The following is a 20,171-nucleotide window of genomic DNA, read 5'->3' on the forward strand; positions in this document are numbered from 1 at the left end:
TTCCCGTGTGTCGCTTGGCGTGCGCCGGATCAGTACTTGCCGACCGTGCCGTCCACGTCGTCGGCCCAGGCATGGATGCCGCCGGTGACGTTGTAGACATTGTTGAAGCCGAGCGCGCGGAACTCTTCCGCGGCCTGCTGGCTGCGGCCGCCGTGGTGGCACAGGAACGCCAGCGCGGTGTCCTTCGGCAGGGCTTCCAGTTCGCTGCGGCCGGCGCCGTCGAAGGTCTTGAAGGGCAGCTTCACCGATGCGAGCGAACGTTCATCGGCCGGGCGCACGTCGACCAGCAGCACTTCGCTGGCGCGGATCTTCGCGTCGGCGTCCATCGGCGACAGTGCCTGCACCGGCTTGGGCGCATTCGGGTTGTCGATGGCCAGGCCCTTGCCGCGGATGTCGTCGACCCAGTCGATGGTGATGCCGTCGGCGCGGCGTGCACTGGCGATGTCGAACTGCACGCGCACGCCGTTGGATTCGGTGGCGATGGCGTTGGCGTCGAACTGCGCCAACTGGAAGTTGGGCTGGAACTGCGCGTTGATCGACAGCGCCAGCGCGGCGCCCGGGCCGGCGTCGGCCACGGCGTTCTGCAGCATCTCGGCGGCGGCCGGGGTGATGGTGATCGCCGGCGGGGTGCGGTCGGGCGCGGCCAGGCCCAGTACGGTGGCCAGTTCGCCGGAGTTGGTCATCTGCTCGATGATGTCGCTGCCGCCGACGAGTTCGCCGTCGATGTACAGCTGCGGGATGGTCGGCCAGTCGCCGTAGACCTTGATGCCCTCGCGGATCTCCTGGTCGGCCAGCACGTTGACGTGCGCGTAGTCCACGCCCAGCGCCGACAATGCGCCCACCGCCTTGGCCGAGAAGCCGCACTGCGGCATGGTCGGCTGGCCCTTCATGAAGAGCACCACGCGGTTGGACTGCAGGAGGGATTCGATGCGCGAGCGCAGGGCGGGATCAAGGGACATGTCGGGCACCGGAAAGCGTGAAGGGCGTGGGGAAGGGGATTTTACGCCCCGTGGCATCATGGGGCATGAGCACGACAGGAACACTGCATCGTCCGCCGCGTCGTCCCGGACTGATATTGGGCCTGCTGGCGCTGTCGCAAGTGGCCGTGGCGTGGCTGTGGTGGCAGTACGGCTGGCGGATCGGCCTGCCGGCGATGCTGGCCACCCACCTGCCCGTGGTCTGGGCCACGCTGTACCCGCGCGCCACCCTGTTCTGCCCCGCCCTGTCGCGCCTGCCCACCGAGGAACGCGTGGTCTGGCTGACCATCGACGACGGCCCCTCGCCAGACACCGCCGCGATGCTCGACCTGCTGGAGCGCCATGGCGCGAAGGCGACCTTCTTCCTGGTCGGCGAGCGCGCGGCGGCGCAGCCGGCGGTGGTGCAGGCCATCCGCGACCGTGGCCACGGCATCGGCAACCACAGCGCCACGCACCCGGACACGCGCTTCTGGCGGCTGGGCCCGGGCGCGTTGGAGGACGAGATCGGCCGCAGCCAGTCGATGCTCACCGCGATCACCGGCACCACGCCGCGCTGGTACCGCAGCGTGGTGGGCATGACGAATCCCTTCGTCGGCCTGTCGCTGAAGCGCCACGGCCTGACCCGCGTGGCGTGGAGCGCGCGCGGCTTCGACGGCGTCGACTGCCAGCCCGACAAGGTGCTGGCGCGCATCACCCGCGACATCGCCCCCGGCGCCATCGTGCTGCTGCATGAAGGTGCCGCGCACGGGCACAACCTCGCGATCCTGGCGCAGCTGCTGGCGTGGCTGGACGCGCAGGGGTACCGGACGGTGTTGCCGGAATCGGATATGGCGCAGATCGCCGCGGTCGCCGCCGCGTAAGCCCCGTCAGCAGGGATTGTCCGGAAACAGCGTCTCGTAGGTGGGATCGGCGTGCTCCCAGACCAGCTCACGTGCGATCAGGTACTGGCGGATGCTGTCGAGCGATACGTCCGCTGGAATGTTCACGGCTATACGGACGCGATTCGAGCCCTCGTAGTCGCAGCCCAAGGCGACCAGTTGCTGCAGGATATCGTCCGATGCGTTTCCCGGGGACACCGGGGGATCCAGCAGCAGACGCACGGTGCGATTGCCGGTCTTGGTCACGACATGCTGGAAGGTCGCCATGTCTTCCGTCGCGTCGAACGGTGCCAGGACGATGTCGTCCCAGGACACGCCGTAGGCGTAGAAGGGCAGGTTGTCCAGGCGATAACGATCTTCACCGAGTGCGGTCGCCCACAAGGTTTCGACATGGACGTCGCCGTCTTCGACGACGACCCTGAAAAGCACCTTCGAGTCCGCCATCAGCCCGCCGCCAGCAGATGATGCGCGACCGGGAACGCGAGCCGCGTCCATTCGGTGTACATCGCGGCGGACGGATGCAGGCCGTCCTCGGCGAGCATCGCCGCTTCGCCGCCACGCGACCGGCTGACCGGGGTGATGTCGACGAAGGCGACGCCGCGCTGCGCGCAGACCTGGCGTGCGGCGAGGTTGTAGGCGTCGAGTTCGCGGGCGGTCTGTGCAGTGTCGCGGTCGGACTGCGCGGCGAACGGGGTGACGCCCCAGTCGGGAATCGACAGCACCAGCACGCGGTCGGGACGCTGGCGGGCGAAGCCGATGGCGCGCCACAGCAGCGCGGCGAACTGCGTGCGGTACTCCTCCACGGCGCGGCCGCGGTACTGGTTGTTGACGCCGATCAGCAGCGTGACGAAGTCGTGCTCACCCAGTGGTTCCGCCGCGGTGATCGCGGCGTCGAGTTCGTCGGTGGTCCAGCCGGTGGTGGCGATGATGCGTGGATCGCCGAGCAGGATGCCCTCGCGCCGTAGCGACAGCGCCAGCTGCATCGGCCAGCGGCCCGATTCGGCCACGGCTTCGCCGATGGTGTAGGAATCGCCGAGCGCGAGGTAGCGCAGCTCGGTGGTGAGGGCGGTGGTGTGCGGGGCGGCGATGGTGGTCATGGAACCTGCCTGTGGGAGCGACGTAAGTCGCGATGGACGACGAAGAGATCCGTTCGCGACTTACGTCGCTCCCGCCGGTGATACCCGCTCGATCTCGTCCGCGAACAGGGTTGCCAGCCAGCGCGTGTGACCATCAGGACCGACACACTCGACCTCATAGGCCGCGCGCGTATCGGGTGCTGTCAGGACCATCACGATCGTGCCCAGGTCGCCGACGCGCACATCGTTCGCATCGTACTGGCCTGCGTCGATCCTCTCGGAGGGAATCGCTGCGATCAAGCGGACGACGTCATAAAGGTTCCATGTCATGGGCATTCCTTGCCTGCGCGAACGATGAAGGTCAGTACTACGCCTGCCGCACGTCACCATGGAAGCTGCATGTGGGAGCGACGTAAGTCGCGAGACGACATCCAGATGGCCCGTCGCGACTTACGTCGCTCCCACAACAGCCCCCAACCAACGTCCGGCTTACGCCGCCGCCGGCCGCGGCTTGCCCTTGATCGGCACTACCTTGGTGGCCGCTTCCGCGCGACGCGAGAGGGCGCGGTCGATGCGGGCGAAGACTTCGCGCATCGTGGCCGCTTCCGGCAGCAGGGTGACGCGGAAATGGTGGCGGTAGGGCACGTTGAAGCTGGAGCCCGGCACGACCAGCACGCCTTCGGTTTCCATCAGCTCGAGCGCGAATGCGTGGTCGTCGAAGTTCTTCGCGGCATCGCCGACCACCGCCGGGAACGCATACAGCGCGCCGGCCGGGTTCACCAGGTCCAGGTGCGGGCTGGCTTCGCAGGCCTCGATCACCGCGCGGCGGGTTTCGTACAGGCGGCCACCCGGCGCGCACAGCGCGCTGATGGTGTCGGGACCGTTCACCGCCGCGTCGATCGCATACTGGCCCGGCACGTTGGCGCACAGGCGCAGCGCGCTGAGCAGGTCCATCGCGTGCAGGAAGTCGCGCACCACGTCGCCGTGGCCGGATACGACACCCCAGCCCACGCGCCAGCCGCAGGCGCGGTGCACCTTGCTCAGACCGCTGAAGGTGATGCACGGCACATCGCCGGCCAGCGGCGCGACCGGCACGAAGGTGGCGCCGTCGTACAGCACCTGGTCGTAGATCTCGTCGACCATCAGCAGCAGGCGGTGCTTGGCCGCGATGGCGACGATGCGCTCCAGCAGCTCGCGTGAGTAAGTTGCGCCGGTCGGGTTGTTCGGGTTGATCAGCACGATGGCGCGCGTGCGGGAGCTGATCAGCTGCTCGATCTCGTTGGGATCGGGCTGGAAGTCGTTGTCGGGATCGCAGCGGTAGTAGACCGGGCGACCGTCGTTGAGGATGGTCGCCGCCGACCACAGCGGATAGTCGGGCGAAGGCACCAGCACTTCGTCGCCGGGATTGAGCAGCGCACGCAGCGACAGGTCGATCAGTTCCGACACGCCGTTGCCGACGAACACGCGGTCCGGATGCGCATCCGGCGTGCCGCGCTTGGCGTACGCCGCGGCGATCGCATCGCGCGCCGAGGGCAGGCCCTGCTGGTGCGTGTACGGATCGGTGCGACCCATGTCGTCGGCGATCGCGCGCTGCAGGTGTTCCGGCGCACGGAAGCCGAACGCGCCCGGGTTGCCGATGTTGAGCTTGATCAGCTTCTGCCCCTGCGCTTCCAGCTCCCGGGCTCGCCGTGCCAGTTCGCCCCGGATTTCGTAGCGGACTTCGGACAGGCGTTCGCGTGTGGCGAGCGGTTTGACGGGCGGGGTGGACATGGCGGCTACCGCACAGGGGCTGAATTGGGAAGGGGGGGCCAGCTTAACGGATATTTAGCCCTGCCGGCCCCGCTGGCTTCAGCCCGCGTCTAGAATGCGCGCCATGCCCGAAACCCCCGTCCTGCCTGTGTCCGACGTCACCCTTCTGCGGTCCATTGGCTGGCCGTACACGGGGGAACCCGAGGACAGCGCGTGGCGCGAGGCGATGGACGCGCACCCGCAGGCCACCCCGGCGCGGGTGATCGAGCAGCACCGTTCCGGCTACGTGGTGGCGAATGCCCCCGGTGTCGGCGTGAAGGCCGAATCGCTGCCCGAGTGGCAGCGCCCCCGTTTCCCCGCCCATGAACGCCCCGCGGTCGGCGACTGGGTGCTGCTGGAAGACGCGTCCTCCAAGCGTCCGCGCATCGTCGCCCTGCTGCCGCGCCACACCGGCATCAAGCGCGGCGCGGCCGGTGAGCACTACCACCAGCAGGTGATCGCGGCGAACATCGATACGGTGTTCATCGTCTGCGGCCTGGATGCCGACTTCAATCCGCGCCGCATCGAGCGTTACCTGCTGCTGGTCGGCGGTGGCGGCGCGCAGCCGGTGGTAGTGCTGACCAAGGCCGATCGCACCGAATACGCCGACGACGCGGTCGAGGTGCTGGCCGATCTCACCGCGCAGGGCGTGCCAGTGTTCACCGTCAACGCGAAGGACGCGGCGAGCGTCGCGCAGCTCGAACCGTGGCTGGAGCCCGGCCATACGGTGGTGCTGGTCGGTTCGTCGGGCGCGGGCAAGTCCACGCTGACCAATACGCTGCTCGGCGACGAGCGCATGAAGACCGGTGAAGTGCGCGAGAGCGATTCGCGCGGCCGCCACACCACCACCTTCCGTGCGCTGATCCCGCTGCCGGCGGGCGCCTGCCTGATCGACACGCCCGGCATGCGCGAGTTGAAGCCGACCGGCGAGGAAGACCTGGCCGACGGCGGCTTCGCCGACATCGAAGCGCTGGCGGAAGAATGCAAGTTCCGCGACTGCTCGCACGACCGCGAGCCCGGCTGCGCGGTACGCGCCGCGATCGAGCGCGAGGAACTGGACGAAGGCCGCTTCCTCAACTACCTCAAGCTGCGCGACGAAGTCGCCGCCGCGGCCGACAAACTCGCCTCGCGCCTGGCCCACAAGGCCCATGCGAAGGTGCAGAACAAAGCGTTGAACAAGCGGTTGGCGGACAAGTACGGGAAGCGGTAACAGCTCACCGTTCTTGCCGTCATCCCGGCGAAAGCCGGGACCCAGCGTCTTTTCTTTCGCTTACCGTCATCCGGACGTTGAAGTTGCTGGGTCCCGGCTTTCGGCGGGATGACGGCCAATACCGGAGATTGATCAATCCCGGAGATTACAGCGGGCGACCGCAGTGGCGAAGTTGTAGAACGTCGGATTCCCGTGGAGATAGACGCCATCGTAGAGGTAGTCCGTCAGCTCGAATCCTGAAGGGCAAATCTCCGCAGCACGTCGCTCGACGTTGGCGCGCAACAGCGACTCGCGCGTCCGCCCCGGCCCGTTGTAGGTGATCCGGAACAAATCCGCGGACATCTTCTCCTCCGAGTATCCCGGCTCGTACCGGCCCTTGGACGCGTGGTATCCGATGCACCCGGTCAGCAACAGGCCGACAACGCTCGCTGCGACGGCGCGGGCAAGCTTCCTTCTCATGCTGACGACTCAATCCCAGAGGTTGATGAACCCGGTGATGATCAGCGCATTGGTGAAGTCGATGAAGAACGCGCCCACCAGCGGGGCGACGAGGAAGGCGCGCGGGGCCATGCCGTAGCGTTCGACCAGCGTGCGCATCACCGCCATCGCGTTCGCGGTGGTGCCGAGCATGAAGCCGATGAAGCCGCCGCCCATCACCGCGGCGTCGTAGTCGCGGCCCATCACGCGGAACACGACCACGCAGAACAGCGCCACCAGCGCCACCTGCAGCGCGAGGTTGACCAGCAGCGGCGCGGCCAGACCGGCCAGTTCCCACAGCTTGAGGTTCATCAGCGCCACCGACAGGAACAGCGCCAGGCAGACGTTGCCGATCAGGTCCGTCGTCGCCACCGGCAGGCCGATCCAGCCGGTGCGGTCATCGAAGTAGCGGATCAGCGCGCCGACCATCATCGCGCCGACGTAGGCGGGCAGCGTGAGGCCCGCCGCCGCCAGTCCCTGACTGACGCCGGCACCGGCCCACATCGCTACCAGGATCACCACGATGCTCTTCAGTGCGGCCGACTCGCGGCTGGCGAAGTCCAGCGTGTCGCGCGCACCGGTGGGTTCGGCCGCCGATTCGTCCGGCTTGCCCAGGCGCACGCCGCCGTAGAGCTTGTGGCGGCGGATCAGCATCGTCGCCACCGGTCCGCCGATCAGGCCGCCGCAGAGGATGCCGGCCATGGCCGAGGCGACCGCGATCGATTCCGCGCCTTCCACGCCGGCCTGTTCGAACAGCGGCGCGAACGCCAGCCCGGTCGCGGGTCCGCCGGTCAGCGTGGTGGAGCCGGCCAGCACGCCGAACAGCGGATGCAGGCCGAAGCCCATCGCCACCGCCATGCCCAGCAGGTTCTGCACCACCGCGAACGCGGTGGCCAGCAGCAGGAAGATCACCACCTGGCGCCCGCTGAGCTTCAGCAGCGCCACGCTGGCGTTGACGCCGATGGTGGTGAAGAACGCGATCATCAGCGGCGCCTGCAGGCTGGTGTCCAGCGTGAACAGGGTGACGTCGCGGCTGCGCGCCACCAGCACGGCCAGCGCCACCGCCAGGCCGCCGATCACCGGCGCCGGCAGGTTGTATTTGGAGAACAGCGGGACGAAGCGGCAGAGCGCGTAACCGAGGAACAGGGCGAGGCCGGCGAACGCCAGCGTCTGCACCGCATCGAGCTCCAGCATGCTGCCCCCGCAACTGTTGGACGAACCCCGAGCATAGTCGAGTGGCGGGCTTCGTGGGCTACAGTGGCGCCCGGAGGATCCCGATGCAGCCCGATATCGCCCATCACGCCGCGCTCGACGCGCGCCTGGTCAAGGCCGTGCGCGGCATCAAGCTGCTGAGCCTGGCCAGCTGGCCGGCCGACGTGCAGGCGCCGTTCCTCGACGGCGTCACGCGCGGCCAGCCGCAGCTGCCGGTGATCGACTACCCGCGGCTGGACTTCGGCGATGCGCGCCGCGAGCTGGCCGCCATCGCTTCCGCCGCGGACGAGGCGCATCCGCTCGGGTGCTACCTGCGCGAGTCGGTGCGCAGCTGGGACATCGCCGCGCAGCTCCTGGAATCGCTGGGCACGCCGGCGGTGACGACGCACTCGATCGCGCTGTTCGGCACGCCGGAAGAATGCCTGCCCGGCGACGGTCCGACCACGCGCGATGCGGCCGGGCACTTCATCGCCATCGCCAACGACCTGGACCACGAGCTGCTGGCGCCGGAGGAGCAGATCCCGGTGTCGGCGACCGCGCTGCAGTTGCAGTTGCAGGCGGACCTGGACGATTTCTTCGACGGCCGCGTCATCACTGTGGAGCTGGACCGCCAGCTGATCGCGAAAGCCGCCGCGGGCGCGACACGCATCCGGTTGCGCCACGGCGCGGCCTTCAGCGACTACGACCGCCGCCAGCTGCTGCAGCACGAGGCGCTGGTGCACTCATTGACCGCGTTGAACGGGCGCGAACAGACCGTGCTGCCCAGCCTGGCGCTGGCCTCGCCGCGGGTGACCGCTACGCAGGAAGGGCTGGCCACGTTCGCCGAGCAGATCACCGGCAGCATCGACATCGAGCGGATGAAGCGCATCAGCCTGCGCATCGAGGCGGTGGCGATGGCGCTGGCCGGCGCCGACTTCATCCAGGTGTTCCGCTACTTCACCGACGCGGGGCAGAACCCGGCCGAGAGTTTCTCGTCCGCGCAGCGCGTGTTCCGCGGCGTTCCCACCAATGGCGGCGCGGCGTTCACCAAGGACACGGTGTACCTGCGCGGGCTGATCGGCGTGCACACCTTCTTCCGCCGCTCGCTGCAGCAGGATCGCTTGCGGCTGTGCCGTCGCCTGTTCGCCGGCAAGATGACGCTGGAAGACGTCGGCATGTTCGAGCCGATGTTCGACGCCGGCGTGCTGGTGCCGCCGCGCTGGCTGCCGAGCTGGGTCAGCCGCGCCAACGGCCTGGCCGGCATGCTGGCGTTCTCGCTGTTCGCCAACCGGATCCGCCTGGACAAGCTGGATCCGGCGGCGACGTGATGCGGGTGCCGCGTCAGGCGGTCGGTCGCTTGTAGGCGACGCAGTCCACTTCCACCTTGCAGTCCACCACCATCCGCGACTCGACGCAGGCGCGCGCCGGCGGGTGCTCGCCGAAGTAGTGCTTGAACACGGTGTTGAACGCGTAGAAGTCGCGTGCGTCGTCGAGCCATACGCCGCAGCGGACGACGTGCTCCGGGCCGTAGCCGGCTTCGGCCATGATCGCGAGCACGCTCTGGATCACCACGTGCGCCTGTTCGGTGACGGTACCGCCGACCAGTTCGCCGTCGCGCATCGGCACCTGGCCGGACACGTACAGCCAGCCGTCGGCCTGCACCGCGCGCGAGAACGGCATGTGCTGCTTGCCCTGGCCGACGCCGCCCTCGGCGCCGTATCGCGTGATGTCGCTCATGTCGTGTGCTCCGTAAAGAAGAAATCAGGTCGGCGCGAGGAAGCGGCCATGGCGGCCGACCACCTGCATGCCGTCGTAGGCGAGCCGGCCCGCCACCCACACCGCGTGGATGCCGGCGGCCGGGCGGATCGGATCGTGGAAGTCGGCGACGTCGCGCACCGTCGCCGGATCGAACAGCACCAGGTCGGCCTGCGCACCGACGCGCAGCACGCCGCGGTCGCGCAGGCCAAAGCGCGCGGCCGGCAGTCCGGTCATCTTGTGCACGGCGGTGTGCAGCGGGAACAGGCCGACATCGCGCGCGTAGTGGCCGAGCACGCGCGGGAAGCTGCCCCACAGGCGCGGATGCGGTCGCGGATCGCGCGGCAGCCCGTCGGAGCCGACCATCGTGCGCGGATGCGACAGGATGCGGCGCACGTCGGCTTCGTCCATGCAGTGATAGACCGCGCCGGCCGGTTGCAGCTGGCGCGCGGCGTCCAGCAGCGAGACGTTCCAGTCGGCGGCGATCTGCGCCAGCAGGCGTCCGCCCTGGTCCGGATGCGGCTCGGACCACGTCACCAGGATGTCGTAGGCGTGGGTGACCTGCTTCAGGTCCAGCGTCGACGAACTGGCCGCGTACGGATAGCAGTCGCAGGCGACATCGTGGTCGTGCGCCTCGTGGTCGAGCGCGGCGAGCACCTCGCTGCTGCGTCCCCAGTTGTCCGCGCCGGCGCACTTCAGGTGCGACACCCGCACCGGTGCGCCGCTGTGGCGACCGACACCGACCGCTTCCTCCAGTGCGGGCACGATGCCGGCGAACTCGTCGCGCAGGTGGCTGGCGTAGGTGTGCTGGCGACCATCGAGCTCTTCGGACAGCGCGCGCACCTCGTCGTCGGGCGCGTGGAAGGCGGAGGCATAGGCCAGGCCGGTGCTGAGGCCGAGCGCGCCGGCTTCCAGCGCGTCGCGCAGCTGTATACGCATCGCCACGATCTCGTCGCCCGTCGCGGCGCGATCCAGCCGGTCCAGATGGTTCTGTCGTAGTGCCGTGTGACCGACCAGCGCGGCGACGTTCACCGCCGGCTGCGCGTTCTCCACCGCGGCGCGGTAATCGGCGAAGCGTGGATAGCGGAATTCGTCATCGGCGCCGAGCAGGTTCATGGGGTCGGGCACGACGCGACCCGGTTGCACCGGGCTGGCGCTGATGCCGCAGTTGCCGACCACCACCGTGGTGACGCCCTGGCTGAGCTTCGCCGGCATCGTGGGTTGGCGGATCACTTCCAGGTCGTCGTGCGTGTGCACGTCGATGAAGCCTGGCGCCAGCGCGAGGCCGTGGCCTTCGATCACCTGCGCGGCGTCGCCGGTCACCGTGCCCAACGCGACCACGCGATCGTCGCGCACCGCGACATCGCCCCGGACCGGCGGCATGTCGTTGCCGTCGTGGATCCATACATCGCGGATCAGCAGGGTGTAGTCCGGTGCGGTCGCCATGCTCAGTCTCCCAGCGGCAGGCGCTCGTCGCCGCCGCCGCGCCAGGTGTCCAGCGCCAGCTTGATGCGGCGCAGGCGCTCGCGGTTGCCGGCGGGATCGCGCAGCGCCACCGTGGTGGCGAGCACGTCGATGGCCAGCAGCAGCGCGTAGCGCGACGCCGACGGCTTGAACACGAAGTCGGTCTCGTCCAGCGCCAGCGGCAGCAGCCAGTGCGCGTGCGTGGCCAGCGGCGTGTCGGCACGAGTGAATGCGGCGAGCCGAGCGCCGTAGCCGAGCGCGATCTCGCAGGCCTCCAGCAGTTCGCGGTTGCGTCCGCTGACCGACATCGCGACCACCAGGTCGCCTCCTTCCAGCGTCGCCGCCAGCATGCGCATCGCCACCGCATCGCTGCAGGCGGCGACCGGCAATCCCAGTCGCGTCAGTCGCTGCTGCAGTTCCTGCGCGAACACCGCCGAGCTGCCGCCCATGCCGAAGATGTGCACGCGCCGCGCGGTCGCCAGCGCATCGGCCAGCGCGTGCACGACGGATTCCGACAGGCCGGCGAGGTTGCGGCGCAGCGCGGCCTCGGCATCGCTGCCGATCTGCGCGTGCAGCGCGGGCAGTGGCGGCGCATCGGCGTCGTCGAGGAAACGGCGGCCGACGGTGCCGGCTTCGGCCAGCCGCGCACGCAGCTCGCGCACGTGCGCGCAACCCAGCGTCTTCGCGAAGCGCGACACGGCGGCGACGCTGACGCCGGCACGCGCGGCCAGTTCGCCCACGCCGGACTGCGCGGCGGCGGGCAGGTCGGCGAGGATGGCGTCGGCGATGCGCTGTTCGACCGGGCTGAAGCGGTCGCGGCGCTGGCGCAGCTGGTAGACGAGATCGTGCATGGCGGCCTCAGAGCAGGGCGGCGAGTGCCGCGGTCAAGGCCAGCGCGACCAGCGAGATGATCGTCTCCAGCACCGTCCAGGTGCGGAAGGTCTGCGCCACGCTCATGTTGAAGTACTCCTTCACCAGCCAGAACCCGCCGTCGTTGACGTGCGACAGGATCAGCGCGCCGGCGCCGGTGGCCAGCACCAGCAGTTCCGGGTGCGGATAACCGGCCGCCAGCGCGACCGGCGCGACGATGCCGGCGGCGGTGCTCATCGCCACCGTCGCCGACCCCGTCGCGATGCGCATCAACGCGGCGACCGCCCAGCCCATCAGCAGCGGCGACAGTTCGAAGCGGTGCGACAGCGCGGTGATCTCCGCGGCCACGCCGGTCTTCACCAGGATGCCGTTGAGGCCGCCGCCGGCGCCGACCAGCAGGGTGATCGCCGCGGTGGGCGCCAGGCATTCCTGCGAGAACTTCAGGATCTGCTCGCGGGTGAAGCCGCGCATCAGGCCGAGGGTGACGAAGCTCATCAGCGTCGCCAGCAGCAGCGCCACCACCGAGTTGCCGATGAAGTGGAAGAAGCCGTTGAGCGAGGAGCCCGGCGTCGCCAGTACGTCCGCCCAGCCGCCGAGCAACATCAGCGCGACCGGCAGCAGCAGCGTGGCGACGGTGATGCCGAAGCCGGGCAGCGCATCGTCCGGCGCCTGGCCGTGGCCCTCGTCGAGCAGCGCCTGTTCCATCGGGTTGTGCGCAGGCACCTGCACGCGCGGCGCGATGAACTTCGCGAACACCGGGCCGGCCAGCGCCGCCGTCGGTAGCCCGACCAGCAGGGCGAAGAACACTGTGCGGCCGACATCGGCGCCGTAGGCCTTCACCGCCAGCATCGCCGCCGGATGCGGCGGCACCAGCCCGTGCACCACCGACAGGCCGGCGACCATCGGCAGGCCGACCAGCAGCAGAGGCACGCCGGTGCGGCGCGCGACGTTGAACACGATCGGCACCAGCAGCACGAAGCCGACCTCGAAGAAGATCGGCAGGCCGATGCAGAACGCCACCAGCATCATCGCCCAGTGCACGTGGCGCATGCCGAAGCGCGCGATCAGCGTGCGCGCGATGCGCTCGGCGCCGCCGGACTCGGCCATCATCTTGCCGAGCATGGTGCCCAGCGCGACGATCAGCGCGATGTGGCCGAGCGTGCGGCCGACGCCCTGTTCGTACGCGCCGACGATCTCGGTGGCCGGCATGCCGGCGACCAGCGCCAGGCCCAGCGACACCAGCGTCAGGGTGATGAACGGATTGAGCCGGTAGCGCGCGATCAGGACGATCAGTGCGATGATCGCGACGGCGGCGTAGACCAGCAGCAGGCTTCCCGGGGACATGCGCGGTTCCGTTCGTAAGGGATTAGAAGTACGTGTGCACCAGGCCGGTCACGCGCACGTCGTCGTCCACGCGCAGCAGATGCCGCCACTTGTCGAAGGTCAGGCAGGGATGGCTGATGTCGAAGCACAGCAGGTCGCCGACCTGCACGTCGTCGTCGGCGTCCACGTGCAGGAAGGCGTGCTGGTCCATGATCGCGTCCAGTCGCCAGTGCGCCGGCACCGGGGTCGGTGCGGCTTCGCCAGCGCGGTAACGCAACGCGGGCACTGGCAGGCCGGCGTCGAACGCGGCATCGCGCTTGCCCAGGCCGACGATCGCGCGCGTGGCTTCCGGGCGCGACTGCACGCAGGCCCATAGCTGCAACGCCGGCTGCAGGCCTTCGGCCATTTCGCGCGCCACCGGATTCGATGCATGGATACGCGTGGCGGCCTCGCGGTAGGCGCCGACATCGTGGGTCAGGTAGCAACCGGGCCGCAGCAGCACCTGCACGACGGGATCGCGCGCGGCATCGGCGAATTCCTCCGCCACCACGTCGTACCAGGCCGAGCCGGCGCCGGACAGCAGGATGCGCGGTTCGGCGAACGCGTCCTGCGCGCGCAGCGATTGCAGGACGTCGACCGTGCGGCGCAGCAGCGTGCGCACGCCGGCCTCGTCCTTCAGCACGCCTTCGTAGGTCTCCACGCCGACCAGCGCCAGCGACTGCGGCCAACGGCGGATCGCCTCGACGACGGCGGCGACCTGCGCGTCGTCGCGCACGCCGGTGCGGCCGCCGCTGACGCCGACTTCCAGCAGCACGCGCAGGCGCTGGCCCTGCGCGGCGAAGAACGCGCCGAGCGCATCGGCGTTCGCGGCCGAATCGACCAGGCAGCAGAACGCGAAGGCGGGATCGCGTAGCAGGTCGGCGACGATCGCCATGTTGGCGCGGTCCACCAGCTGGTTCGCCATCAGCACGCGGCGCACGCCGTGGCGGTAGGCGTCGCTAACCTGTGGCGCGGTGGCCAGGGTGATGCCCCAAGCGCCGGCGTCGAGCTGCATGGCGAACAGCTCCGGGCTCATCGTGGTCTTGCCGTGCGGGGCGAGGTCCACGCCGTAGGCGGCGATGAAGCGCGCCATCCAGTCCAGGTTGTGGCGCAGCGCGCTGTCGCGCAGCACCGCCACGGGCAGGCTGACGTCGCCGTCCAGGACCGACCAGCCGGCCGCGGCGATGGCGTCGGCGGTGCGGGCCTCGGGGCCGAGCCCCTTGCCGGTGGGTTCCGGATGAAACAGATTTTCAGCCATGGCGATATGCCTGCCGGGGTCAGAGGTCCGATTTGTAGCATGGGCCGGGTAGATCGTGAAAAATATTTGCAAGCCGTCCGGCGGGCTGATGCTTTGGTACTAGGTCCGGAGCCGGGCGCAGGGTGCATGCGAGACTCCCCGCATGAGCACGACGATCCTGGTGGCCGACGACCATCCGCTGTTCCGCACCGCGGTGATCCACGCGCTGCGCGAGGCGCTGCCCGGCGCCACCGTGGCCGAGGCCGCCAGCGCGGCCAGCCTGGGCCAGGCGCTGGACGCGCGGCCGGACACCGACCTGGTGCTGCTGGACCTGACCATGCCGGGCGCGCACGGCTTCTCCGCGTTGCTGCACGTACGCGGCGAGCATCCCGAAGTGCCGGTGGTAGTGATCTCGTCGAACGAGCATCCGCGGGTGATCCGCCGCGCGCAGCAGTTCGGCGCGGCCGGCTTCATCCCGAAGTCGTCGCCGGCCGAGACCATCGGCGAGGCGGTGGCGGCGGTGCTGGACGGCGGCGCGTGGTTCCCGCCGCTGACCGCCGAGCGATCCGAGCAGGATGCCGCGCTCGCCGCGCGGCTGGCGCAGCTGACACCGCAGCAGTTCCGCGTATTGCTGTGCCTGGCCGATGGCCTGCTCAACAAGCAGATCGCGCACGAACTCGGCCTGGCCGAGAACACGGTGAAGGTGCATGTCACCGCGATCCTGAAGAAGCTGGAATGCCACAGCCGCACGCAGGCGGCGGTGCTGGTGAAATCGCTGGAGCCGGAAGGTCCGCCGGTCGAGTAGGCGTCAGCCCAGCCAGCGCGGCAGCTGCATCGCCAGCGGCACGGTGGCGGCGGCGAACAGCGTCTGCCACGTCACCAGCGAGGCCATCAGCGGTGCGTCGCCGCCCATCTGCCGCGCCATGATGTAGGCGTTCGATGCCGTGGGCAGCGCCGCGTAGAAGCACGCCGCCACGGTCACCTCCGCGCTCGCGTCCAGCCAGCGGCAGACCAGCACGGCCAGCAGCGGCAAGGCGAGCAGCTTCAGCGCGGAGGTCGCACCGAGCAGCAGCGGGCGCACGTGGTCTCGGTTGAATTGCAGGCCGCCGCCCACGCACAGCAGACCGAGCGCCAGCGCCGCATCGGCGAGGATGTCGAGCGCGGCCGCCATCGATACCGGCAATGGCAGGCCGCTGAGGTTGAACAGCAGGCCGGCCAGCGTCGCCAGGATGATCGGATTGCGTGCGAGTGCCCGCGCGATGCCGCGCGCGCTGGCATCGCCGCTGCCCCAGACCGCCAGCGCGACCACCGAGATGACGTTGACCACCGGCAGGCAGATCGCCAGCGCCAGCATCACCATCGCGGTGGTTTCGGGCGGGAACAGCAGCGCCGCCACCGCCAGCCCGAAGTAGCTGCTCGGCCGTACCGCGCCCTGCACCACCGACGAACGACTGGGATCGGGCAGGCGTTTCGCGAACCGCAGCGCCAGCAGTACCAGGCCGGTCAGCAGCAACGTGGGCAGCAGCGCGGCGAGCGACAGGTCGAGCGCATCGTGGGCGGACAGCTTCAGTCGCGCGGCGCCGACGAACAGCAGCGCGGGGAAGGCGACATAGAAGGAAAACCACTCCATCGCCGGGAACAGGCCATCGGGGACGCGCCGCATCCGTCGCAGTGCGGCGCCCAGCAGCACGATGGCGAGGACGGGAATGACGTAGGTCAGCATCGGCTCGGCATCGGCTTGATCCTCAGTGCGCGCGGCGCACGTGGAGTTGGGTCATCAGCGCGCGCAGCGCCGCGGGTTTCACCGGCTTGGCGAGGAAACCCCAGCCGTGATGCAGCGCCAGCGCGCGCAGCGCATCGTCGCGCTCGGCGGTCACCAGGATCACCGGCGGCGTGCTGTTCCAGCGCTCGCACAGACGGGTGTAGAGCGTCGGGCCGTCGGTGTCGCCCAGCCGCACGTCGAGCAGCAGCAGGTCGGGCGCCTGTCCCGGCATCGCGGCCGCCAGCGCATCGGCCGGGCCGGCCGCCAGGCCGACCTCGCATTCCCAGCGTTGCAACAGCGCGCGCGTGGCCTCGCAGACGCGCGGATCGTCGTCGACGCACCACACGCGGCGTCCGCGCAGCGGCGAACCGTCGTCGATATCGGCCACCACGGGCGACGTTTCCGCCATCGGCGCCGTGGCGACGCCGTGCGGCAGCTCGACCCAGAACACGCTGCCGCGGCCGAGGTGCGAGCGCAGGCCGATGCGGTGGCCGAGCAGGCGGCCGATGCGTTCGACGATCGCCAGTCCCAGGCCGGCACCCCGATCGCTGGCGACGCCGTCGTTGAGGCGGCGGAACTCTTCGAAGATTTCCGCCTGCAGGGCTTCGGGAATACCCGGTCCCTGGTCGTGCACTTCGATGCGCACGCCGTCGCCGGTGCGGCGCACGCCGAGCAGCACGCGGCCGCGCGGCGTGTAGCGGATCGCATTCGACAGGAAGTTCTGCAGGATCCGCCGCAGCAGGGCTTCGTCGCTGCGCACGACGGCGCGCGTAGGCACGCTGTCGAGCACCAGCCCGCGTTCGGTCGCGGCCATGCCGAACTCGCGCGCCAGCGCCTCCAGCAGCGGCGCCAGCGCGAAGTCGCGCACGCGCGTCGGCAGCGCGCCGGATTCCAGCCGGGCGATGTCGAGCAGGCTGTTGAGGATGGCGTCCTGCGCGGTCAGCGCATTGTCGACGTGGTCGGCGATGCGTCGCGCCTCGTCCTCGTGCAGGCGGCCGCGCAGCGCCGACACGAACATGCGCGCGGCGTTGAGCGGTTGCAGCAGGTCGTGCACGGCGGAGGCGACGAAGCGCGTCTTGTAGCGGTTGGCGTTCTCCGCGGCCTGGGTGGCGTCGGCCAGCGCACGCGTGCGCTCTTCCACGCGGTGTTCCAGCGCATCGGCCAGCGAGCGCAGTTCGCGCGCCGCGTTCTTGTAGCTGGTGATGTCGGCGTAGCTGGTGACGAAGCCGCCATCCGGCAACGGGTTGCCGCGGATCTCCAGCACCACGCCGTCGTCCTTCTCGCTCTCGCGCATGTGCGGCTTGCCGCTGCGCAGGTGCTCGATGCGCCGCTGGATCGCCTCTTCGACCGGGCCCGGGCCGAGCAGGCCGCGGCGCGCGTTGTAGCGGAACACGTCCTCGATCGGCCGGCCGACGTGGATCAGGTCGGGCGGGAAGCGGAACAGGTCCATGTAGCGCGAGTTCCACGCGACCAGCCGCAGGTCCGCATCGATGATCACCACGCCTTGCGGCAGGTGTTCGAGGCTGCGGCTGAGACCGGCGTCGGCGGAGCGCGCGGCTTCGACGATGCCATCCTGCGCGGTGCGCAGCTCCTGCGCGTGCTGTTGCAGCACGGCTTCCAGTTCCTCGCGGCTGCGTCGCTGCAGCAGCGCGATGCGGCGGCGCTGCTGCATGAACAACGCCAGGAACGACAGCGCCAGCCAGACGCCGCCGGCGGCGAGCGCGGCGGTGCGGCCCGCCGCGGTGATCGCCGACGCATCATGCAGCAGGTGCAGTTGCCAGCCTTCCTCGGGCAGGGCCATCGACTGCCACAGCACCGGCGCGGGCAGGGTGGGGTCGCGCAGCTGCACGCGCCTCGCACCGTCGCCCGGGGCCGACAGGTTCTGCCACTGCAGCTGACGCAGGGTCTGACGCGCGTACTGGCGGGTGGCGTCGAGCTCGCGGCGGTCGGCGTCGGTCAGCGTGCGCAGCGTGCGGTAGCGCCAGGCGTCCTGGCTGGCGAGGAAGATCACTCCGTGCGCATCGCTGACGAGCACGATGTCCGGTGTCTGCAACCATTCCTGTTCCAGCGCGTCCAGCTCGATCTTGATGACGATGAGGCCGATGACGTCGCCGCCGTCGCCGGTGATCGCCTGCGACAGGAAGTAGCCCGGCTCGCCGGTGGTCAGGCCGATGCCGTAGAACTGCCCCTGCCCGTCGCGCAGCGCCTGTTTCACGTAGGGACGGAAGCTGTAGTCCTCGCCGACGTTGCTGGTGGGCTCACGCCAGTTGCTGGCGGCCAGCGCGGTGCCGTGGCGGTCGATCAGCGTCAGCGTCGAGGAGCGGGTGACGCTGTTGGCGTCCTCCAGGCGCTGGTTGAGCGCGTTGCGGCGCGCGTCGTCGACCGGCGCGAGCAGCGCATCGCGCAGGTCGGGATCCTGCGCAAGCACCTGCGGCAGCGTGCGATAGCGGTCGATGCGCTGCTGCAGGGCCTGCGCGTGCAGGTCGAGCTGGCGTTCCAGCTGCGTGGTCTCCGCACGCTGCGCGCGCGTGCCGGCCCAGTGGTAGGCCAGCGTCATCACCAGCGCCGCGCCGCCGAGGATCGCCAGCACGACGGACAGGATCTGGCGGTGGCGGCGGGCACGCAGCATGGGGGCCCAGTCTACTGGGGCACTGCCGCAGGCGCGGGGGCTAGTACCAATAGGTTATCGGTGCGGCGGCGATGCGGGGGTACAACATGCCGGCCGCCGATCCGGGTGGCGCCGCCGTTTTCCGGAGTCTCCCCCATGCAACTGGCCGATACCCCTTTCGTGCCGCCGCCGAAGCAGCCGCTGTACAAGCAGCTCTACTTCCAGGTGATCGTGGCGATCGTGCTGGGCGCATTGCTGGGGCATTTCGAGCCGGCGCTGGCCGAATCGATGAAGCCGCTGGGCGACGCCTTCATCAAACTGGTGAAGATGATCATCGCGCCGGTGATCTTCCTGACCATCGTCACCGGCATCGCCGGCATGACCCACCTGCGCACGGTGGGCCGGGTGTTCGCCAAGGCGATGGCGTACTTCCTGTTCTTCTCCACGCTGGCGCTCGTCATCGGCATGGTCGTCGCGCACGTGGTCCAGCCCGGCGCCGGCATGAATATCAATCCGGCCGACCTGGACCGGTCCGCGGTCGACGACTACGTGCAGAAGTCGCACGAGCTGTCGCTGGTCGGCTTCCTGATGGACATCATCCCGAAGACGCTGGTCAGCCCGCTGGTGGGCGACAACATCCTGCAGGTGCTGTTCGTGGCGGTGCTGTTCGGCCTGTCGCTGGCGCTGGTCGGCGAGAAGGGCCGTCCGGTGCTGAACCTGCTGGAAGCGCTGACCGCGCCGGTGTTCCGGCTGGTGCACATCCTGATGCGCGCGGCGCCCATCGGTGCGTTCGGCGCCATCGCCTTCACCATCGGCAAGTACGGCGTCGGCATGCTGGTCAACCTGGCGTGGCTGGTGGGTTCGTTCTACCTCACCTCGCTGCTGTTCGTGATCGTCATCCTCGGCCTGGTGTCGTGGTGGTGCGGCTTCTCGATCTTCCGCCTGATCCGCTACCTGAAGGCGGAACTGCTGCTGGTGCTGGGCACCTCGTCGTCCGAATCCGCACTGCCGTCGCTGATGGAGAAGATGGAGCGCGCCGGCGCGTCGAAGTCGGTCGTCGGCCTGGTCGTGCCGACCGGCTACTCGTTCAACCTGGACGGCACCAACATCTACATGACGCTGGCCGCGCTGTTCATCGCGCAGGCCACCAATACCGAGCTGAGCCTGGGCCACCAGATCATGCTGCTGCTGGTCGCGATGCTGAGCTCGAAGGGCGCGGCCGGCGTGACCGGCGCCGGTTTCATCACGCTGGCGGCGACGCTGGCGGTGGTGCCGGAAGTGCCCGTCGCCGGCATGGCGCTGATCCTCGGCATCGACCGCTTCATGAGCGAGTGCCGCTCGCTGACCAATTTCACCGGCAACGCGGTGGCCACGCTGGTGGTCGCGCGCTGGGAGAACGCGCTCGACCGCGACGCGCTGGCGCGCGCGCTGGGCGGCCCGTCCGCCCCCATCGCCGCCGCGCCGGACCCGGCCGCAGGCCCGGGCGACCCGACACGACTCACGGCCGACTGACGCC

Annotated in this window: 19 protein-coding genes; 5 read left to right on the top strand and 14 right to left on the bottom strand. The window is 69.6% G+C overall.

Annotation, left to right across the window (positions count from 1 at the left end; translation table 11 throughout):
- Nucleotides 1-29 precede the first annotated feature (29 nt).
- Nucleotides 30-959 carry a Grx4 family monothiol glutaredoxin gene (gene grxD, locus IB230_RS18590; RefSeq protein WP_192274344.1) on the bottom strand — a complete coding sequence of 310 codons (930 nt, stop codon included), beginning with the start codon at nt 957-959 and terminating at the stop codon, nt 30-32.
- Nucleotides 960-1,024: 65 nt separating this feature from the next.
- On the opposite strand from grxD, the gene IB230_RS18595 reads away from it, so the two are divergent.
- Nucleotides 1,025-1,837 carry a polysaccharide deacetylase family protein gene (locus tag IB230_RS18595; protein ID WP_192274345.1) on the top strand — a complete coding sequence of 271 codons (813 nt, stop codon included), beginning with the start codon at nt 1,025-1,027 and terminating at the stop codon, nt 1,835-1,837.
- Nucleotides 1,838-1,843: 6 nt separating this feature from the next.
- On the opposite strand, the gene IB230_RS18600 is transcribed toward IB230_RS18595, so the two are convergent.
- The 4 genes from IB230_RS18600 to IB230_RS18615 form a co-directional block, all read right to left on the bottom strand.
- On the bottom strand, nt 1,844-2,299 hold the full coding sequence (locus tag IB230_RS18600) for a DUF4265 domain-containing protein (protein WP_192274346.1): 456 nt from the start codon (nt 2,297-2,299) through the stop codon (nt 1,844-1,846).
- Nucleotides 2,299-2,952, bottom strand: coding sequence for an SGNH/GDSL hydrolase family protein (locus IB230_RS18605; protein WP_192274347.1), 654 nt, complete (start codon nt 2,950-2,952; stop codon nt 2,299-2,301). The genes IB230_RS18600 and IB230_RS18605 overlap by 1 nt, the downstream gene beginning before the upstream one ends.
- 60 nt (nt 2,953-3,012) lie before the next feature.
- Nucleotides 3,013-3,261 (bottom strand): DUF4926 domain-containing protein, encoded by a 249-nt coding sequence (locus tag IB230_RS18610; RefSeq protein WP_192274348.1) that lies wholly within the window; start codon nt 3,259-3,261, stop codon nt 3,013-3,015.
- 159 nt (nt 3,262-3,420) lie between these two features.
- On the bottom strand, nt 3,421-4,701 hold the full coding sequence (locus IB230_RS18615; protein ID WP_192274349.1) for a pyridoxal phosphate-dependent aminotransferase: 1,281 nt from the start codon (nt 4,699-4,701) through the stop codon (nt 3,421-3,423).
- A 94-nt stretch (nt 4,702-4,795) separates the two neighbouring features.
- On the opposite strand from IB230_RS18615, the gene rsgA reads away from it, so the two are divergent.
- A complete protein-coding gene (gene rsgA, locus IB230_RS18620; RefSeq protein WP_192274350.1) occupies nt 4,796-5,929 on the top strand; it encodes a ribosome small subunit-dependent GTPase A in 1,134 nt (377 codons plus the stop codon).
- 132 nt (nt 5,930-6,061) lie between these two features.
- On the opposite strand, the gene IB230_RS18625 is transcribed toward rsgA, so the two are convergent.
- The gene (locus tag IB230_RS18625; RefSeq protein WP_192274351.1) at nt 6,062-6,388 is read right to left on the bottom strand and encodes a hypothetical protein; all 327 of its coding nucleotides are present in this window, start codon (nt 6,386-6,388) and stop codon (nt 6,062-6,064) included.
- Nucleotides 6,389-6,397: 9 nt separating this feature from the next.
- Entirely contained in the window at nt 6,398-7,600 is a 1,203-nt protein-coding gene (gene gltS / locus IB230_RS18630) for a sodium/glutamate symporter (protein WP_192274352.1), read from the bottom strand.
- Nucleotides 7,601-7,683: 83 nt separating this feature from the next.
- Here gltS and IB230_RS18635 point away from each other — a divergent pair, with 83 nt between their 5' ends.
- Entirely contained in the window at nt 7,684-8,925 is a 1,242-nt protein-coding gene (locus IB230_RS18635) for a flavohemoglobin expression-modulating QEGLA motif protein (RefSeq protein WP_192274353.1), read from the top strand.
- A gap of 13 nt (nt 8,926-8,938) precedes the next feature.
- On the opposite strand, the gene IB230_RS18640 is transcribed toward IB230_RS18635, so the two are convergent.
- From IB230_RS18640 to IB230_RS18660, 5 genes are read right to left on the bottom strand one after another with little or no spacing between them, the layout of a single operon-like run.
- Complete coding sequence (locus tag IB230_RS18640; RefSeq protein ID WP_192274354.1) at nt 8,939-9,334, bottom strand: Rid family hydrolase; 396 nt, start codon at nt 9,332-9,334, stop codon at nt 8,939-8,941.
- 24 nt (nt 9,335-9,358) lie between these two features.
- Complete coding sequence (locus IB230_RS18645) at nt 9,359-10,798, bottom strand: D-aminoacylase (protein ID WP_192274355.1); 1,440 nt, start codon at nt 10,796-10,798, stop codon at nt 9,359-9,361.
- A gap of 2 nt (nt 10,799-10,800) precedes the next feature.
- The gene (locus IB230_RS18650) at nt 10,801-11,667 is read right to left on the bottom strand and encodes a MurR/RpiR family transcriptional regulator (protein WP_192274356.1); all 867 of its coding nucleotides are present in this window, start codon (nt 11,665-11,667) and stop codon (nt 10,801-10,803) included.
- A 7-nt stretch (nt 11,668-11,674) separates the two neighbouring features.
- A complete protein-coding gene (locus IB230_RS18655) occupies nt 11,675-13,030 on the bottom strand; it encodes a gluconate:H+ symporter (protein ID WP_192274357.1) in 1,356 nt (451 codons plus the stop codon).
- A 22-nt stretch (nt 13,031-13,052) separates the two neighbouring features.
- The gene (locus IB230_RS18660; protein WP_192274358.1) at nt 13,053-14,306 is read right to left on the bottom strand and encodes an amino acid deaminase; all 1,254 of its coding nucleotides are present in this window, start codon (nt 14,304-14,306) and stop codon (nt 13,053-13,055) included.
- Between the two features lie 142 nt (nt 14,307-14,448).
- Here IB230_RS18660 and IB230_RS18665 point away from each other — a divergent pair, with 142 nt between their 5' ends.
- A complete protein-coding gene (locus IB230_RS18665; RefSeq protein WP_192274359.1) occupies nt 14,449-15,090 on the top strand; it encodes a response regulator transcription factor in 642 nt (213 codons plus the stop codon).
- A 3-nt stretch (nt 15,091-15,093) separates the two neighbouring features.
- Here IB230_RS18665 and IB230_RS18670 read toward each other — a convergent pair whose 3' ends face one another.
- Together IB230_RS18670 and IB230_RS18675 are read right to left on the bottom strand one after the other, a co-directional pair.
- The gene (locus IB230_RS18670; protein WP_192274360.1) at nt 15,094-16,008 is read right to left on the bottom strand and encodes an AEC family transporter; all 915 of its coding nucleotides are present in this window, start codon (nt 16,006-16,008) and stop codon (nt 15,094-15,096) included.
- Nucleotides 16,009-16,030: 22 nt separating this feature from the next.
- Nucleotides 16,031-18,673 (bottom strand): PAS-domain containing protein, encoded by a 2,643-nt coding sequence (locus IB230_RS18675; RefSeq protein ID WP_192274458.1) that lies wholly within the window; start codon nt 18,671-18,673, stop codon nt 16,031-16,033.
- A 138-nt stretch (nt 18,674-18,811) separates the two neighbouring features.
- On the opposite strand from IB230_RS18675, the gene IB230_RS18680 reads away from it, so the two are divergent.
- Nucleotides 18,812-20,167: a dicarboxylate/amino acid:cation symporter gene (locus IB230_RS18680; protein WP_192274361.1), complete on the top strand. Its 1,356-nt coding sequence runs from the start codon at nt 18,812-18,814 to the stop codon at nt 20,165-20,167.
- Nucleotides 20,168-20,171: the final 4 nt, after the last annotated feature.

This window comes from Pseudoxanthomonas sp. PXM01, assembly GCF_014851815.1.
GTDB lineage: Bacteria > Pseudomonadota > Gammaproteobacteria > Xanthomonadales > Xanthomonadaceae > Pseudoxanthomonas_A.

Coding starts and splice junctions, on each gene's coding strand:
- IB230_RS18665 (WP_192274359.1), top strand. CDS start 14,449: ATGAGCACGACGATCCTGGTGGCCGACGACCATCCGCTGTTCCGCACC.
- IB230_RS18680 (WP_192274361.1), top strand. CDS start 18,812: ATGCAACTGGCCGATACCCCTTTCGTGCCGCCGCCGAAGCAGCCGCTG.
- IB230_RS18610 (WP_192274348.1), bottom strand. CDS start 3,261: ATGACATGGAACCTTTATGACGTCGTCCGCTTGATCGCAGCGATTCCC.
- IB230_RS18605 (WP_192274347.1), bottom strand. CDS start 2,952: ATGACCACCATCGCCGCCCCGCACACCACCGCCCTCACCACCGAGCTG.
- IB230_RS18600 (WP_192274346.1), bottom strand. CDS start 2,299: ATGGCGGACTCGAAGGTGCTTTTCAGGGTCGTCGTCGAAGACGGCGAC.
- IB230_RS18670 (WP_192274360.1), bottom strand. CDS start 16,008: ATGCTGACCTACGTCATTCCCGTCCTCGCCATCGTGCTGCTGGGCGCC.
- IB230_RS18640 (WP_192274354.1), bottom strand. CDS start 9,334: ATGAGCGACATCACGCGATACGGCGCCGAGGGCGGCGTCGGCCAGGGC.
- rsgA (WP_192274350.1), top strand. CDS start 4,796: ATGCGCGCCATGCCCGAAACCCCCGTCCTGCCTGTGTCCGACGTCACC.
- IB230_RS18650 (WP_192274356.1), bottom strand. CDS start 11,667: ATGCACGATCTCGTCTACCAGCTGCGCCAGCGCCGCGACCGCTTCAGC.
- IB230_RS18625 (WP_192274351.1), bottom strand. CDS start 6,388: ATGAGAAGGAAGCTTGCCCGCGCCGTCGCAGCGAGCGTTGTCGGCCTG.
- IB230_RS18655 (WP_192274357.1), bottom strand. CDS start 13,030: ATGTCCCCGGGAAGCCTGCTGCTGGTCTACGCCGCCGTCGCGATCATC.
- IB230_RS18635 (WP_192274353.1), top strand. CDS start 7,684: ATGCAGCCCGATATCGCCCATCACGCCGCGCTCGACGCGCGCCTGGTC.
- gltS (WP_192274352.1), bottom strand. CDS start 7,600: ATGCTGGAGCTCGATGCGGTGCAGACGCTGGCGTTCGCCGGCCTCGCC.
- IB230_RS18660 (WP_192274358.1), bottom strand. CDS start 14,306: ATGGCTGAAAATCTGTTTCATCCGGAACCCACCGGCAAGGGGCTCGGC.
- IB230_RS18595 (WP_192274345.1), top strand. CDS start 1,025: ATGAGCACGACAGGAACACTGCATCGTCCGCCGCGTCGTCCCGGACTG.
- IB230_RS18645 (WP_192274355.1), bottom strand. CDS start 10,798: ATGGCGACCGCACCGGACTACACCCTGCTGATCCGCGATGTATGGATC.
- IB230_RS18615 (WP_192274349.1), bottom strand. CDS start 4,701: ATGTCCACCCCGCCCGTCAAACCGCTCGCCACACGCGAACGCCTGTCC.
- grxD (WP_192274344.1), bottom strand. CDS start 959: ATGTCCCTTGATCCCGCCCTGCGCTCGCGCATCGAATCCCTCCTGCAG.